Below are 15338 nucleotides of genomic sequence, written 5' to 3'. Positions count from 1 at the left end.
TCACCGCCCGCACCGCCGACGGCCGGGTCCTCACCGCCGCCCCACCCCTGCTGCCCGGACCCGAACCCGCCAGCAGACTCGCCCACGCCACCCGCCACATCACCCCCACCGCCATCCACACCCCCGACGGCGGCCGACTCAGCCTCATCGACTCGATCCACGCCCTCCTCAACCCCTGATTCGGGACAGACCCCGACGCCGACGGTTCCGCGGAACCGGCCAGGGTTACCATGGACGCATCATGGAGCTCTGACACCACCCGCGTCCGCGGCCNAGGCAGCGTCCCGGCGGGCGAGAGATGCGATCCTCTCGGTGGTGTTCGCGTGGCTCAGTCCGCTCTTTCCGCATCCGACCTCGTCCGCTCGCTGGGTGGGCGCCGTGTTCTCGACGGGGTGTCGCTCACCGCGGCGCCGGGGCATCGCGTCGGGCTGATCGGTGAGAACGGAGCCGGCAAGAGCACGCTGCTGCGGCTGCTCGCCGGCGTCGACGAACCCGACGGCGGCGCCGTCACGCGGCCGGCGGACGTCGGCTTCCTCCATCAGGAGATGCCGTTCGATCCGGCCGCGACGATCGCCGACGTGCTCGACGAGGCGCTGCGCGAGGCCCGCGAGGACCTCGGCGAGCTTGACCGGCTCACGACCGCGCTCGCCGCGACCCCGCCGGAGGGCCCCGACCATGCGGCGTTGCTCGCCGCGTACGGCGTGCGGCTCGAACGGGCGCAGGACCATGCGGCCTGGGACGCCGACCGGCGCGCCGAGATCACCCTGGCCGGTCTCGGGCTTGGTGGGATCGATCCGAGCCGGGCGCTGGCGACGCTGTCCGGCGGGCAGCGGGCCCGTCTCGCTCTCGCCGCGTTGCTGGTGCGCCGGCCCACCGCGCTGCTGCTCGACGAGCCGACGAACCATCTCGACGACGACGCCGCGGCCTTTCTGGAGGAGCAGGTGCGCGCGCTGCCCGGGGTCGTCGTCGCGGCCAGCCACGACCGGGCGTTCCTCGACGCCGTCTGCACCGACCTGATCGACCTCGACCCGGCTGTCGACGGCCCGACCCGCTACGGCGGCGGCTACACCGCCTACCAGGCGGCGAAGCAGGCCGAGCGGGACCGCTGGGAGCGGCGCTTCGCCGACGAGCAGTCCGAACTCGCCGCGCTGCGCCACGCGGTCGCGACCACCTCGCGCACCATCGCCGCGAACCGCGGGCCGCGGGACAACAACAAGATGAGCTTCGGCCTGCTGACGAACCGGGTGGAGCAGCAGATCTCCCGGCGGGTGCGCAACGCCGCGCGCCGCCTCGACGATCTGGAGCGCCACCAGGTCCGCCGCCCCCCGCCGCCGCTGCGCTTCGCCGCCCCGGCGCTGGCGAACCCCTCGCCGGACGGGACGCTGCTGGCGCTGCGCGACATCCGCGTGCCCGGCCGCCTCGCGCTGGACCGGCTCGACCTGACCGCCACCGACCGGGTTCTCGTCACCGGCCCGAACGGTGCCGGCAAGTCGACGCTGCTCGCCGTGCTGGCCGGGCAGCTCGGAGCCGCCGCCGGCGGTGGTGAGGTGCGCCGCCGCGCCCACCTGCGGGTCGGGCTGCTGGCCCAGGACAGCGTGTTCGACCGGCCGGAGCGCACCGCCGCCGACACCTACGCGCGCGCCGTGGGGCAGCGCCGGGCCGAGACCGTGCCGCTGGGCGGTCTCGGCCTGCTCGCCCCGCGGGAGCTGGGCCGGCCGGTGGGGGAGCTGTCTGTCGGGCAGCGCCGCCGCCTCGCCCTGGCGATCCTCGTCGCGGACCCGCCCGACCTGCTGCTGCTCGACGAGCCCACCAACCACCTCTCGCCGCGCCTCGCCGACGAGCTGCAGGACGCGCTGGGTCCCGGCCCCGGCGCGATCGTCGTCGCCTCCCACGACCGCTGGCTGCGCTCCCGCTGGCCCGGCCGCGAACTGCGCCTGCCCGCCCCGGCCTGACCGGTCAGCGGCGGGTGTCCGGCTTCGGCGGCGCCGAACGCAGGCGCAGCATCGCGCGGTACATGGCGGTGCGGCTCGGTGGCGGGGGCAGTGCGAGGTGAGTCTGGGAGTCGGGGTCGGCGGCGAAGGAGCGCAGCAGGTGGCCGACCAGGCGTCGGGAGGCGGCCTCGGCGGCGGGNCCGCTGGCGGCGACGACGCCGGCGTTGGCCATGAGGATCACGACGAGGTCCTGGTGGGCGAAGTCGGGTCGCAGCCGGCCGGCGGCCTGGGCCCTGGCGATGAGCCGGCCGAAGTCGGCGGCGACCTCGTCGCGCTGCGACTCCAGCGCCCGCGCGGTGGGGAAGGTCCGGGTCAGGACCTCGGTGAAGCCGAGGTCGGCGACCTGCATGCCGCAGACGGTCTCGAGGAACCGGCTGAACCCGTGCCAGGGGTCGGGGTCGGCCAGGGCGGCGGACATGGCGTCGCGGTAGCCGGCCATCTTGGGCCCGAACACGGCGCCGACGAGGTCGTCGCGGGTCGGGAAGCGGCGCAGCACGGTGGCGATGCCGACGCCGGCGTGGCGGGCGACCTCGTTGGTCGACACCGACAGCCCCTGTCGGGTGAACAACTCCCGGGCGGCCTCGACGATCCGGTCGCGGTTGCGCCGCGCGTCGAGGCGGATCCGCTGGCCGTCATCCGTCACGGCTCCGACCGTACCGCACCATCTGGAGCGCCTTATCCGGTTGTCCCGTAGGCTGCGCACATGCTCGAACTCGGGGTGCTATCGCTCAGCGACCGCCAGGTCCGGCTCGGGACGGGGGAGCGGGTCGGTCACGGTGAGCGGCTGGACGAGATCGTGGGTCACGCGACGCTCGCCGAGCGGGTCGGGCTCGACCTGTTCGCCCTGGGGGAGCACCACACCCTCGACTTCGCCGTCTCCTCGCCGGCGGTCGTGCTCGCCGCCGTCGCCGCCCGGACCAGTCGGATCCGGCTCACCAGCGCGGTGACCGTGCTGCCGATCCTCGACCCGGTGCGGCTCTACCAGGACTTCGCCACCCTCGACCTGCTCAGCCACGGCCGCGCCGAGATCATCGCCGGGCGCAGCGCGTACGCCGAGCCGTTCGAGATGTTCGGCGAGCACCTCGCCGACGCCGACGCGTTGTTCGACGAGAAGCTCCGCCTGCTGCTGGCCCTGCGCGAGCGGGAGCGGGTGACGTGGCGCGGCCGCTTCCGCCCCCCGCTGACCGACGCGCCGATCACGCCCCGGGCCGAGCCCGGCTCGCTGCCGGTGTGGGTCGGGGTCGGCGGGTCACCCACCAGCGCCGAGCGGGCCGGCCGGCTCGGCCTGCCGATGGTGCTCGGCTACATCGGCGGCCCGCTCAGCCACGCTCGCCGGGCCGTCGACCTGTACCGGGAGGCCGGCGAGCGGGCGGGCCATCCCGCCGAGCGGCTCAAGGTCGGCATCTCGACCCACTTCTACGCGGCGGCCTCCGAGCAGGACGCCCGCGACGTCCACCCGTACTACTACGAGTACCTGCGTCCCAAGACCCCCGGCGGGCGCGGCTTCGTCGTCTCCGCGGAGGCGTTCGCCGACGGGATGCGCCGCGGCAACGCCATCATGATCGGTACACCGGCCCAGCTCGTCGAGAAGATCCTCGACGCCCACCAGACCCTCGGCCTGGACCGGTTCTACGGCCAGATCGACTGGGGCGGCCTACCCCGCGAGCAGGTCGCCGAGTCCATCCACCGCTTCGCCGAGGCCGTCGCCCCGGTCGTGCGCACCCACACCGACAGCCAGCCCAGCGTCGCCACCCGCTGATCAGCCTCGCCCACCGCTCAGCGGCGGGGGCCCCAGGGGGTGTCGGTGCGCAGGCGGGCCTTGTCGACCTTGCCGGCGGCGTTGCGGGGCAGCGGCTCGGTCAGGATCGCCACGTACTGGGGGATCTTGAAGTCGGCGAGGCGGCCGGCGGCATGGGTGAGCAGAGCGGGGATGTCGACGGCGGCGCCGGGGCGGGGGACGATCGCCGCGGCGACCCGCTGGCCCAGGCGCGGGTCGGGCACGCCGACGACGGCGACCTCGCCGACGCCGCCGAACGCCGCCAGCACCCGTTCGACCTCGATGCTGTAGACGTTCTCGCCGCCACGGTTGATCATGTCCTTGATGCGGTCGAGCAGGTGGATGCGCCCGGCGTCGTCGATGCGGGCGAGGTCGCCGGTGCGCAGCCAACCGTCGACGAGAGCCTCGGCGGTGGCCTCGGGGCGGCGCCAGTAGCCGCTCATGAGCTGCGGGCCGCGTACGAGGAGCTGGCCGATGCCGGCGGCGGCCTCGGGGCCGTCGAGGCGCAGTTCGGTGGCGGCGACCGCGCTGCCGACCGTGTCGGCGTGGGCGAGGACGTCGTCGTGGTCGAGGCCGCTGACGCAGGCGGCCTCGGTCAGCCCGTAACCGGGGCCGAAGCGGGCCGCGGGGAAGGCGGCGAGCAGCTCCGCGACCTGGCTCGGCGGGGTCGGCGCGGCGCCGTAGCTGACCAGCCGGACGCGGGAGACGTCGGTGCGGGGGAAGTCGGGGTGGCGCAGCGCCTGCCAGTACATCGCCGGCACGCCGTTGAGCACGTCGATGCGCTCGTCGCGGATCGCCCGCAGCCAGGCGCCGGTCTCGAAGTGGGTGGCGATGACGACCGTGCCGCCGGCGAGCAGGGCGGGCAGCCACTGCATGCCGAAGGCGAGGACGTGGAACAGCGGCGCGGCGATCAGCGTCCGGGTCACCTCGGTCGGGCCGAGGTGCAGGGCGCGGCGGCACTGCTCGGCCGCGGACAGCAGCGCCCGGTGCGACAGCATCGCGCCCTTGGGCACGCCGGTGGTGCCGGAGGTGTAGAACAGCGCCGCCAGCGCCTCCGGGTCGTCGGCGAGCCGGACGGTGGGCGGGCCGTCGGGCAGCGCGGCCGGGTCGTCGACGACGAGCGTGGCGGCGGAGTCGGTGACGATGTGGGCGACCTCGGCCGGGGTCAGCCGGGTGTTGACGGGGACGGGCACGGCGCCGGCGAGAATCGCGCCGAGCACCGCCGCGCACCAGGGCGCGCCGTTGGGCAGCCGCACGGCCACCCGCTCACCCGGGTCGACGCCCGCGGCGACGAGGCCGCCGGCGACCCGGCTGGCCGCGTCCCACAGTGCGCGGTAGGTCAGGCGCTGGCCGGTGGCGAGGTCGACGAGGGCCTCGGCGTCGGGCACCCGCTCGACGGTGGCGCGCGTGCCGTCGCCGACGGTGGTCGCCAGGCCGGTGAAGCGCAGCCCTGCCGCGGTGCGCACCGTGCCCGCAGTGTCCGGGCCGGGGCCCGGTGCGGCAAGCCCCGGACCCGGCGACGGCGAGGCGGCTGGGACGGTGGCCGTGCCCGCGCCGCCGGGCGCGGTGGCCGGGTCCGGGGCGGCGCTCACACGCCGGCCTTGGCCAGCAGTCGCTCGTAGTAGACCGCGGGGCCGCCGAACAGCAGCTGGGAGGCCTTCGCCCGGCGGTAGTACAGGTGCGCCGCGTGCTCCCAGGTGAAGCCGATGCCGCCGTGGACCTGGATGTTCTCGGTGGCCACCGCGAGGAACGCCTCGGAGCAGACGGCGTGCGCGACGGCGGCGGCGACGCCGGCGTCGGGGGCGTCGGCGAGGCCGTCGACGGCGCGGGCGGCCTCGCGGGCGGCGGCGTCGGCGACCTGGACGCGGGTGAGCATGTCCGCGGCCTTGTGCTTGACGGCCTGGAAGCTGCCGATCTGCCGGCCGAACTGGACGCGGTCCTTGGCGTAGGTGGTGGACGCCTCCAGGCAGGCGCGGGCGGCGCCGACCTGCTCGGCGGCCAGCGCCGTCGTCGCCACGTCGAGGACCCGGTCGAGGACCGCCGCGGCGCCGCCGGCCGCGCCGACCAGGCGGGCGGGAGTGGCGGCGAAGGTGACCTTCGCGATGCGGCGGGTCAGGTCCAGCACGGGCAGCGGGGTGCGGGTGAGCCCGGCCGCGTCGGCGTCGACGGCGTACAGGCCGGGGCCGGCCGGGCCGCCCGCGACGACGAGGAGCACGTCGGCGCCGGCGCCGTCGAGCACGAGCGGCGCGGTGCCGTCGAGGGTGACGGCACCGCTGTCGGCACTTGCCGTGCCGGCGCTCGCCGTGACGGCGAGAGCGTCGCCCGCGCCGCGCCCGCCGAGCGACCAGCCGCCGTCGACGGACGGCGGGGCGAGGGTGGCGGTGGTGGTGCCGGCGGCGATGCCGGGCAGGATCCGCGCGGCCTCGTCGCCGCCCGCGGCGACCAGCGCGGTGCCGGCGAGCACCACCGAGGACAGGAACGGCGAGGGCAGCAGCGCCCGGCCCATCTCCTCGAGCACGACGGTGAGCTCGACCAGGCCGTAGCCGTCGCCGCCGTGCTCGGTGGGCAGGGCGAGCGACTGCAGGCCGAGCTGCTCGGCCATCTGCGCCCAGACCTTGTCGTCGTAGCCGCGCTCGGAGTCGATCGCCGCGCGCACCGCGCGCTCGTCGGCCTTGGCGGACATGAAGTCGCGTACCGCCGAGCGCAGCTCGTCCAGCTCGGTGCTGGTGGTGTTCTCGCTGCTGGTGGTGACCTCGGTGCTCATGCGGACCTCGATTCCGTGGCGCCGGCCGAACGGCGGAGCTCCCGGAACGGCGACCTGGTGTCGATACCGGGCTCCTTGGGNAGGCCGAGCACCCGCTCCGCCAGGATGTTCTTCATGATCTCCTCGGTGCCGCCGAGGATCCGCAGCGCCGGGGTGGACAGCAACAGCTCGGTCCAGGAGTAGGTGCCCCACGCGCCGGTGTCCGCGATCAGGCGCGGGCCGATGATCTCGGCGGCGAAGTGGGCGCCCCGGGTGAGGTTCTGGGCGTACATCAGCTTGGACACCGACGCCTCGGGGCCGGGCTGCTCGCCCGCGCGGAACCTGCGGACCATCTGGTGGTTGAGGTACTCGGTGGCGAGCGTGTCGGCGTGCAGCTCGGCGAGGCGGCGGCGGGCGGCGCCGTCGTCGAGGCGGCCGTTGGCGCGCAGCAGCTCGGTGAGGAAGGGCAGGGCGACCACGCGGCCGACGGGGCCGGCGCCCTCGCCGCCGACGCTGGCCCGCTCGTTCATCAGGGTCGTCAGGGCGACGCCCCAGCCGCCGTCGACGGGGCCGAGGCGGTGGTCGTCACCGACGTGGACGTCGGTGAGGAAGACCTCGTTGAACTCGGAGCCGCCGCTCATCTGGCGCAGCGGGCGCACGTCCACCCCGGGGGCGGTCATGTCGACGACGAACGCGGTGATGCCCTTGTGCTTGGGGTTGTCGGGGTTGGTGCGGCACAGCGCCAGCCCGATCGCGGCGTGGTGCGCCACCGACGTCCAGACCTTCTGCCCGCCCAGCACCCAGCCGTCGCCCTCGCGCACGGCCTTCGTCTCCAGGCTCGCCAGGTCGCTGCCCGCGGCCGGCTCGCTGAACAGCTGGCAGGCGATGATCTCGCCGCTGTAGAGCCGGGGCAGGTAGCGCTGCTTGAGCTCGTCGGTGCCGTGGGCGAGGATCGTCGGGCCGATCATGCCGAGGCCGATGAGGGAGAGCACCCCGGTCTCGGGCACGTCGTAGGCGGCCTCCAGGCCGTCATAGACGAGGTCGTGCAGGGTGGTCAGGCCGCGCCCGCCGAACTCGGTCGGCCCGGTGATCCAGCCGAAGCCGTTGTCGTAGCGGGTGCGCTGCCAGGCCTTGGCCGCGGCGACCTTGGCGTTCTCGATCTCGGGCGGGTCGGTGCTGAAGTAGGTGATCCGGTCCTCGCCCTCGCCCCAGGCGACATCCTCGGCCGCCCGGGCGCGGCGGGTGGCGTGGGCGTCGAGGAACGCGGTGACCTCGGCGACGAACTGGTCCATCTCGCTCGGCATGGGCGATCTCCGACTGGGGTGTCAAGTATGGCGGAAAATCCCGGCCTGCAGGCGCACACCGGGGCGGCATGAGCAAGGGATATGGCCTCATGACACTAAGGTTTGACGAATATGTCAAGTAGACCCTAGAGTCGCCANCGTCGCCGTGCGGACTGACCGGGCAGAGGAGCTGACGGGTGTCGCAACAGGGTGAGNGTCTCCTGGAGGGACGCGTCGTCATCGTGACCGGCGGAGGCCGGGGAATCGGCCGCAGCCACAGCCTCGAGNTGGCCGCCCACGGGGCAACTGTCGTGGTCAACGACCTGGGCGTCGGAGTCCGCGGGGAGTCGTCGCAGGAGGAGCCCGCCGACGCCGTCGTCGCCGAGATCGAGGCCAAGGGCGGGGTCGCGGTGCGCGACACCGGCAACGTCACCGACTGGGCGGCGGTGCGCTCCCTCGTGGCGAACACGGTCGAGCGGTTCGGTCGACTCGACGCCGTCGTCAACAACGCCGGCATCCTGCGGGACGCGACGATCACCTCGCTCACCGAGCAGGACTGGGACGCCGTCATCGGCGTCCACCTCAAGGGCACCTTCGCCCTGACCAAGCACGCCTGCGACTACTGGCGGGCCGAGTCCAAGGCGGGCCGCCCGGTCGCCGGGCGGATCGTCAACACCACCTCCGGCACGGGGTTGGCGGGCAACGTCGGTCAGGCCGCCTACGGCGCCGCCAAGGCCGGCATCGCGAACCTGACGCTGACCACGGCGCTCGAGGGCAGCCGCTACGGCGTCACCGCCAACTGCATCTCCCCGGTCGCCGCGACCCGGATGACCGCCGGCACGGGCCTCGCCCAGCCGGGCGCCGACGAGGGCTTCGACCGGTTCGACCCGGCGAACTCCTCCCCGGTCGTNGCCTGGCTGGCCTCGGAGCGCTCCGGCTGGCTGACCGGGCGGGTGCTGCGCATCGACGGCAACACCGTGCATCCGGTGGACCCGTGGAGCGTGCGCCGCGGCTACAGCGCCGCCCGCGGCGGGCGCCTCGACGCCGCCGAGCTCGACGCCGGGCTGCGCGTGGTGCTGGGCACGGCCCCGGCGGGCCTGGCCGGCCTGACCATCGTTTCGTGACCGCGGTGTTTCCGTGAATTCCGGTGTTTCTGTGAGCGGTGTGCCTGTGATCGGGGAGTCCGTGATCTGCTGGCGGCGAGAGGAGACGACGCGATGACGACGGTAGCCGCTGTCGGTACGTACCTGCCCCCCTGGGGCAGCGCGCGGGGACGGGTCCTGGGACCCGACGAGGACGCGGTGACCCTGGCCGTCGCCGCCNCCCGCGCGGCGCTGGAGCAGGCCACCCCGGCCGGCTCGGCGACGGCGCCGGACGTGCGCCGGGTGGTTTTCGTGACCCGCGAGCTGCCGCTGCTCGTCGGCGGCAACGCCGCGGCGCTGCTGGCCGGCATCGGGCTGCCCGACGACGTGCCCGTGGTCGAGCAGGTCGGCGGCGGGCCGGCGGTGTTCGACACTCTCGGCGGCGCCGAGGCCGGCACGCTGGTCATCGGCGTCGACGCGGCCGAGTCCGGCCCGGTCGGCGCCGCCGCGGCGCTGCTGTCCGACGGGGCCGGGGTCGGCGTGGAGCCGATCGGCCGGATCGTGCGCAGCCTGCCGGTGCACAGCCGGGAGAACGGCGGCGGCCCTCGCGACTACTCCGACGCCCGGCTGGAGCGCGAGCGCGGCGTCGGGGTCGCCATCGAGCGTCTCGAGCTCACCGACAAGCCGGTCGTCGTGGCCGGGCTGCCCGCCAAGCAGGCCCGGGCGCTGTGCGCCGGGGTGCCGCCGACGCTGCCGACGACGGGCGCGAGCGCGGCGCTGTTCGCGCTGGCGGCGCTCGCCGAGGTCGGCGCCGGCGGCCTGGTCCTCGCCGTCGAGCAGGGGTCGGCGACGGCGCTGCGCGTCGACGGGGTGCCCGCGGTGCGCCGTGACTCCCCGGCGCTGCTGGCGCCGGAGAAGCTGACCCGCACCCCCGGCCCGGACATCGCGATCTCGCTGGCCGCCTACGAGCGGGCCTTCGACGCGAAGCTGCGCTGGGACGCGGGGAAGTGCGACGCCTGCGGCACGCTGGCGCTGCCGCCGCGGCGGCGGTGCCTCAACTGCGGCTCGGAGGACGGCTGGTCGCTGACCCCGCTGCCGCGCACCGGCGAGGTGTACACGGTCGTCACCGTGCATGTTCCCGTGCCGGGATTGCCGACGCCGTACTCCCTGGCGATCGTCCAGCTCGACGGGGTGGACGTGCGGGCGCTGGTGAAGGTGACCGGCGCCCCGGCNGGCACCGTGCAGATCGGCGACCGCGGCCGGCTGGTGCTGNGCCGGGTCGCGGTGCGCTCAGGAATTCCGGACTACGGATATGCGCTGTACCCGGATGCGGCCACGGCCGCGGATGCAGGCGAGGGAGCGGTGCGATGAGGCGAGTGGCGGTGGTCGGCGCCGGGATGACGGCGTTCGGCGAGCATTTCGGCCTGGGCATCAAGGAACTGCTGCCGATGGCGGTCTCCGAGATGGCCGCGCACGTCGACAAGGGCCTCAACCGTGACGACATCCAGGCGGCCTGGTTCGGTGAGCTGANGACCTCGGACGGTTTCCCGACGGGCATCCTCGCGGACACCTGCGGGCTGCTCGACATTCCCGTCACCCGGGTGGAGAACGCCTGCGCGACGGGTAACGACGCGGTCCGCAACGCCACCTTCGCGGTGGCCTCCGGCGCGTTCGACGTCGTGCTCGTCGTCGGCGCGGACAAGGTGCGCGAGTCCTCGGCGCGCAGCACGTTCTGGGAGTGGGCGGGCCTGACCCGCGACATGGCCTGGGACTACCCGCTCGGCCTGGTCGCCCCGGCGAACTTCGCCCTGCACGTCGCCCGCTACCTGCACGAGTCGCCCGCGACGAAGGAACACCTCGCGATGGTGGCCGTGAAGAACCACAAGCACGCCGTGCCGAACCCGAAGGCGCAGCTGCGCTACGAGATCACCGTCGAGCAGGCGTTGAACGCCCCCGTCGTGGTCGCCCCGTTCAACCTGTACGACTGNACGCCGCAGAGCGACGGCGCCGCGGCGCTGCTGCTCGTCTCCGAGGACGTCGTCGAGCGTTACACCGACCGTCCCGTCTGGGTGCGCGGCGTCGGGCTCGGCCTCGACCGGGTCATGCACCAGCACAAGAAGGACATGACGACGTTCCCGCCGACCGTGAAGGCGTCGAAGGCCGCCTACGCGATGGCGGGGCTCGGCCCCGAGGACATCGACGTCGCCGAGGTGCACGACTGCTTCACCGGCGTCGAGCTGATCAGCTACGAGGACCTCGGGTTCGCCGAGAAGTTCGGCGCCTACAAGCTCATCGAGAACGGCGTGACCTCCGTCGGCGGCGCGAAGCCGGTGAACCCCAGCGGCGGTCTGAAGGCGAAGGGGCACCCGCCGGGCGCCACCGGCGTCGCGCAGTGCGTGGAGCTGTTCGAGCAGCTCCGCGGCGAGGCGGCCAACCAGGTCGACGGCGTCCGCACCGCGCTCGCGCACAACATCGGTGGCCCCACGGCGGTGTCCGCGGTGACAATTCTGTCGTCCCAGCGGGGCTGACCGGCCCCAAGGCCAGAAGCCGGACGACCGGCGGCCGGAACGACACAGACGAGAAAGGGACCGGATGACACTGGCAGGCAACGTCGCCCTCGTGACCGGCGGAGCGGGCGGCCTCGGCGAGGCCACGGTGCGGGCGATCGTCGCCGCGGGCGGGTCGGCGATCATCGCCGACCTCAACGACGAGCGCGGCGAGAAGCTCGCCGCCGAGCTCGGCGACGCGGTGAAGTACTCGCGCACCAACGTGCTCGACGACGACTCGGTGCTCGCGACGATCGAGGCGGCCGGACAGCTCGGCACGCTGCGCTACGCGGTGGCGGCGCACGGCGGCTTCGGTGTCGCCGAGAAGGTCGTGCAGCGCGACGGTTCGCCCGCGTCGCTGGACGGCTTCCGCAAGACCGTCGACCTGTACCTCACCGGCACGTACAACGTGCTGCGCCTGACCGCCGCGGCGATCGCGCGCGCCGAGCCCGGCGAGGACGGCGAGCGCGGCGCGGTCGTGACCACGGCCAGCATCGCCGCCTTCGAGGGCCAGATCGGCCAGTCGTCGTACGCGGCGGCCAAGGGCGGCGTCGTCGGCCTCACCCTCGCCGCGGCCCGTGACCTCGGCTCGCTCGGCATCCGGGTGGTCTGCGTCGCCCCGGGCACCATGCGCACGCCGATCATGGAGTCGGTCGGGCCGGAGGCGCTGGCGAAGTTCGGCGCGGCGGTGCCGTTCCCGAAGCGGCTCGGCCACCCGTCGGAGTACGGCGCGCTGGTCACCCACATCCTGACCAACCCGTACCTCAACGGCGAGACGATCCGCCTGGACGGCGCGCAGCGCTTCCAGCCGCGGTAGGTCCCGCGGCCGCGGGGGGCGCGGTGGCGACCCCCGCGGCCGAAGCACGTTGTCGAACAGACAGGGGGAGTGGCGATGATCCGAGCAGGTCATCCCGGCCATGGACCGCGCATCCCGGCGGCGGCGACCCCCCGGCGCCGGCCGGATTCGATCCGGCGCACCAGCACCGTCGACATCGCCGGCGGCCGCGAGCTCACCGGGCCGCTGGTGCTGCGCGGGCGGGGCCGCGACCTGGTCACCGACCCCACCGGGGCCGGGCTCGAGCTGGCCCGTGCGGCCGTCGAGGTCGAGATCGACCGCGCGGGGCGTCCCGCCGTCGCCCGCGTCACCGCCGACCCGCCCCTGCCCGGCGCCGAGGCGCTCGTCGGTGCCGGCGTCCCCGGCGGGTTCCGCCGGGCCGTCGCCGCGGCCCTGCCGGCCGAGACGTCGTCGCTGGGGCACCTGCTGCTCGACGACGTGCCCGGCGCGGTCATCATCTCCGGGTACGCCTGGGCGGTGGAACCCGGTGAGAACGGGCCGCATCCCGGCGGCATGGCGCAGGCCGACATCTGCTCGGGCTGGCGCTCCGACGGCACCATGNTGATCTCCATGCGCACCGAGGGCGGGCTGCCGCCCATGGCCGGCCCCGTCGCCCCCGACCTCGCCGACCCCGACGACCCGGCCGCCTGGCACGAGCTGGCGCCGCTGGCCGTGCACGGGGTGCGCCGCCGCCGGCGGCTCGACCTGACGGCCCACGACGGGCTGCTCGACGTCGACGCGATGTTCCGCGACACCTACGTCGACTCCGACGGCGACGAGACCGTCGTCCACGAGTACGGCCTGACCGCCGGGATCGACGCGGCGACGTTCACCGTCGTCACGGTCGCCGCGCAGCCGCGGGTCCTGCCCTGGGTCGAGTGCCCGCTGGCCGGCGCGAGCGCGGAGCGCCTCGTCGGCACCGACGTCCGCGCCGTGCGCGGACTGGTCGGCGGCGCCTTCCGCGGCATCTCCACCTGCACGCACCTTAACGACCTGCTGCGTTCCCTCGGTGACGTCGAGGCGTTGGCCGCCGCGCTCGGAAAGAATGTCGGGGCGGTCCGCCCGGTATCCCTGTAGTACCGTCCAGGAATGGTCAGGGATATTCGTGAAGTCACCCCGGAAGAACACTGGAAGCAGTTCGAGGAGGCCTGGACGGCGCTGCTCAGCTACCGCTATCTGGGAAAGCTGAGCCCCGATCTCGACAGTGAGGTCGAGCGGGAGACGATGCCGCTGCGCCACGACATGCGCAACTCCACCGGCGNCATCATGGCGGCGCCGCTGTGCATCGCCTCGCCCGAGCCCTACTGGCTGGACAGCCAGTGCGTGCCGGCACCGGTGGTGATGTCCTACGACATCCTCGACAGCGCCCGCGACGTCCGCGGTGTGGTCGTGCACCGCGACGTCATCCACCTCGGCCGCTCCATGGNCTTCAGCCGGTCGCTGACGGTCGACGCCGACGACCCGAGCCGGGTGATCGCCGTGTCGTGCGGGACCGGGGTGAGCCTCGGCGACGTCCCCGAGGACTACCAGAAGGTCTCGAACCCCCCGGTCCCGGTCGTGGACTCCCCGTCGCTGCCGCCACTGCACCAGGTCTTCGGGGCGCGCCGCGGGCAGGACGGGTTCTGGCGGCTGCCCGAGGTCACCCCGGAGCTGTCCTCGCCGCACGCCGCGCTGCACCTCGGGCCGATCAACATCGTCCTCGAGGCCGCGGCGACGGACGCCGCCGCCGCGCACGCCGGCACCGACGCGCTGCAGGTCGACAGCTGGACCGTCATGTTCGTCCGCCCCGGCGTCGCCGGGCCGTTCCGGGCCGAGGCCGAGGTGGTCAGCGGGCGCTCCGAGCGGATCGCGACGCAGTTGACGCTGCGCGACGAGGGACGAGAGGACCGCATCGTCAGCGTCGCCCGCGCCGTCTTCCGCCGGGTGTGACGCACGTCGGGTGAGCGGGCCGCTTCGGGGCGTCCCGTCATTGACGATACTTGCGGCGGGTTCATAGAATAGCGTTCTACGTGCGGCGAATAGGTGTCCTCCGTATCCTGCGCCGGGATTCCTCTGTCATTCGGGATCTCGTTTGCGTCGGTTCCGCCGGCCGAGCCGCATCGAGTCCGAGGGGTGCTTCGCGTNCCGGTTCCGGTTCCGGTCATCAANGACGCCGTCACCTGGTGGGAGCTGATCGAGCGCCGGGCGCGGGCGACCCCGGAGCTGGCGATGCTCGTCGACGCCGCCGGGCGGCGGCTGACCTTCCGCCAGTTCCGCGATGTCGCCGAGCGGGCCGCCGCCGGGCTGTGGGAGCTGGGGGTGCGCCCGGGGGAGACGGTGAGCTGGCAGCTGCCGACGACGATCGAGGCCGCCGTGCTCATGTCGGCGCTGGCCCGCCTCGGCGCGGTGCAGAACCCGCTCATCCCGGTCCTGCGCGAGGCCGAGGTCGACTTCATCGTCGGCCAGCTCGGGGCCCGCTGGATCGTCGTCCCCGAGGTCTTCCGCCGGTTCGACCACCGGACGATGGCGGAGAAGGTCGCCGCCCGCCACGACGCCCGCGTCCTCGTCTGCGATCCCGCCGCGCCGGCCGGGGGAGGGCACGCGGGGGTCGCGAGGCACGCGGGGGTCGCGATCGGACTGCCGCTGGGCGATCCGGCCGTGCTCCCGCCCCTGTCCGAAGCCGGGGCCGGGGACGGTGCCGGGGACGCGGTGCGCTGGGTGTTCTACACCTCGGGCACCACGGGCGTGCCCAAGGGCGTGCGGCACACCGACCGGTCGGTGCTCGCCAGCTCCAACGGGATGGTCTACCAGCTCGGGTTCACCGACGCCGACGTCGCCTCCATCCCGTTCCCGCTGGCGCACATCGGCGGCCCGGGGATGCTGGGCCTCATGACGCGGGTCGGGTGCTCCGGCGTGCTCGTGGAGACCTTCGACCGGGAGGCCACCCCGGCGATGCTCGCCCGCCACGGCGTGACGATGCTCGGCAGCGCCGCCCCGTTCTTCCACGCCTACCTCGACGCGCAGCGCCGCCACGGCGACGAGCCGCTGTTTCCCCGGCTGCGGCTGTGCGTCTCCGGCGGGGCGCCGAACGAGCCGGGCCTN

8 protein-coding genes and 8 pseudogenes are annotated in these 15338 nt (G+C 74.3%); 12 read left to right on the top strand and 4 right to left on the bottom strand.

All coding sequences use genetic code 11. The features are described 5' to 3' along the window. The first annotated feature begins 323 nt into the window (after positions 1-323). Entirely contained in the window at positions 324-1952 is a 1629-nt protein-coding gene (locus UK94_RS29945) for an ABC-F family ATP-binding cassette domain-containing protein (protein ID WP_041939350.1), read from the top strand. A gap of 179 nt (positions 1953-2131) precedes the next feature. Here the strand turns inward: UK94_RS29945 and UK94_RS70525 are convergent. Continuing rightward, positions 2132-2634: TetR/AcrR family transcriptional regulator (locus UK94_RS70525; protein ID WP_268761717.1), on the bottom strand; the 503-nt coding region annotated here is incomplete at its 3' end. A gap of 60 nt (positions 2635-2694) precedes the next feature. Between UK94_RS70525 and UK94_RS29935 the strand changes: the two genes are divergently transcribed. Further along, a complete protein-coding gene (locus UK94_RS29935) occupies positions 2695-3750 on the top strand; it encodes an LLM class flavin-dependent oxidoreductase (RefSeq protein WP_011604652.1) in 1056 nt (351 codons plus the stop codon). Between the two features lie 17 nt (positions 3751-3767). Here the strand turns inward: UK94_RS29935 and UK94_RS29930 are convergent, their stop codons facing one another. The 3 genes from UK94_RS29930 to UK94_RS29920 form a co-directional block, all read right to left on the bottom strand. Beyond that, on the bottom strand, positions 3768-5360 hold the full coding sequence (locus UK94_RS29930) for an AMP-binding protein (RefSeq protein WP_055752469.1): 1593 nt from the start codon (positions 5358-5360) through the stop codon (positions 3768-3770). After that, positions 5357-6532: an acyl-CoA dehydrogenase family protein gene (locus UK94_RS29925; protein WP_011604654.1), complete on the bottom strand. Its 1176-nt coding sequence runs from the start codon at positions 6530-6532 to the stop codon at positions 5357-5359. The genes UK94_RS29930 and UK94_RS29925 overlap by 4 nt, the downstream gene beginning before the upstream one ends. Positions 6533-6613: 81 nt before the next feature. Next, positions 6614-7803, bottom strand: a 1190-nt coding sequence (locus UK94_RS29920; protein ID WP_235490646.1) for an acyl-CoA dehydrogenase family protein, incomplete at its 3' end; no start/stop codon positions are given. Between the two features lie 233 nt (positions 7804-8036). On the opposite strand from UK94_RS29920, the pseudogene UK94_RS75470 reads away from it, so the two are divergent. The 10 genes and pseudogenes from UK94_RS75470 to UK94_RS70490 form a co-directional block, all read left to right on the top strand. Continuing rightward, a pseudogene (locus UK94_RS75470) lies at positions 8037-8081 on the top strand (hypothetical protein); the annotation flags it as partial. A gap of 1 nt (position 8082) precedes the next feature. Continuing rightward, positions 8083-8704, top strand: a pseudogene (locus UK94_RS29915) (SDR family NAD(P)-dependent oxidoreductase); the annotation flags it as partial. 1 nt (position 8705) lies between these two features. Then, positions 8706-8918 (top strand): annotated as a pseudogene (locus UK94_RS70520) (short-chain dehydrogenase); the annotation flags it as partial. A 252-nt stretch (positions 8919-9170) separates the two neighbouring features. Next, a pseudogene (locus UK94_RS76655) lies at positions 9171-10108 on the top strand (OB-fold domain-containing protein); the annotation flags it as partial. Positions 10109-10243: 135 nt separating this feature from the next. Beyond that, positions 10244-10406: pseudogene (locus UK94_RS70510) on the top strand (thiolase family protein); the annotation flags it as partial. Between the two features lies 1 nt (position 10407). Beyond that, a pseudogene (locus UK94_RS70505) lies at positions 10408-10863 on the top strand (thiolase family protein); the annotation flags it as partial. Between the two features lies 1 nt (position 10864). Further along, positions 10865-11404: pseudogene (locus tag UK94_RS70500) on the top strand (thiolase family protein); the annotation flags it as partial. Positions 11405-11468: 64 nt separating this feature from the next. Further along, positions 11469-12239, top strand: coding sequence for an SDR family NAD(P)-dependent oxidoreductase (locus tag UK94_RS29900; protein WP_011604659.1), 771 nt, complete (start codon positions 11469-11471; stop codon positions 12237-12239). A gap of 588 nt (positions 12240-12827) precedes the next feature. Beyond that, the gene (locus UK94_RS70495) at positions 12828-13334 is read left to right on the top strand and encodes a DUF2889 domain-containing protein (RefSeq protein ID WP_313949617.1); all 507 of its coding nucleotides are present in this window, start codon (positions 12828-12830) and stop codon (positions 13332-13334) included. Positions 13335-14426: 1092 nt separating this feature from the next. Continuing rightward, a pseudogene (locus UK94_RS70490) lies at positions 14427-15337 on the top strand (AMP-binding protein); the annotation flags it as partial. Position 15338 lies beyond the last annotated feature (1 nt).

Origin of the sequence: Frankia sp. AvcI1 (genome assembly GCF_001420875.1) — a bacterium.
Classification (GTDB): domain Bacteria; phylum Actinomycetota; class Actinomycetes; order Frankiales; family Frankiaceae; genus Frankia; species Frankia alni.
Note: the sequence above shows the minus strand (reverse complement) of the source record. Positions and strands in the feature narration are given on the sequence as shown.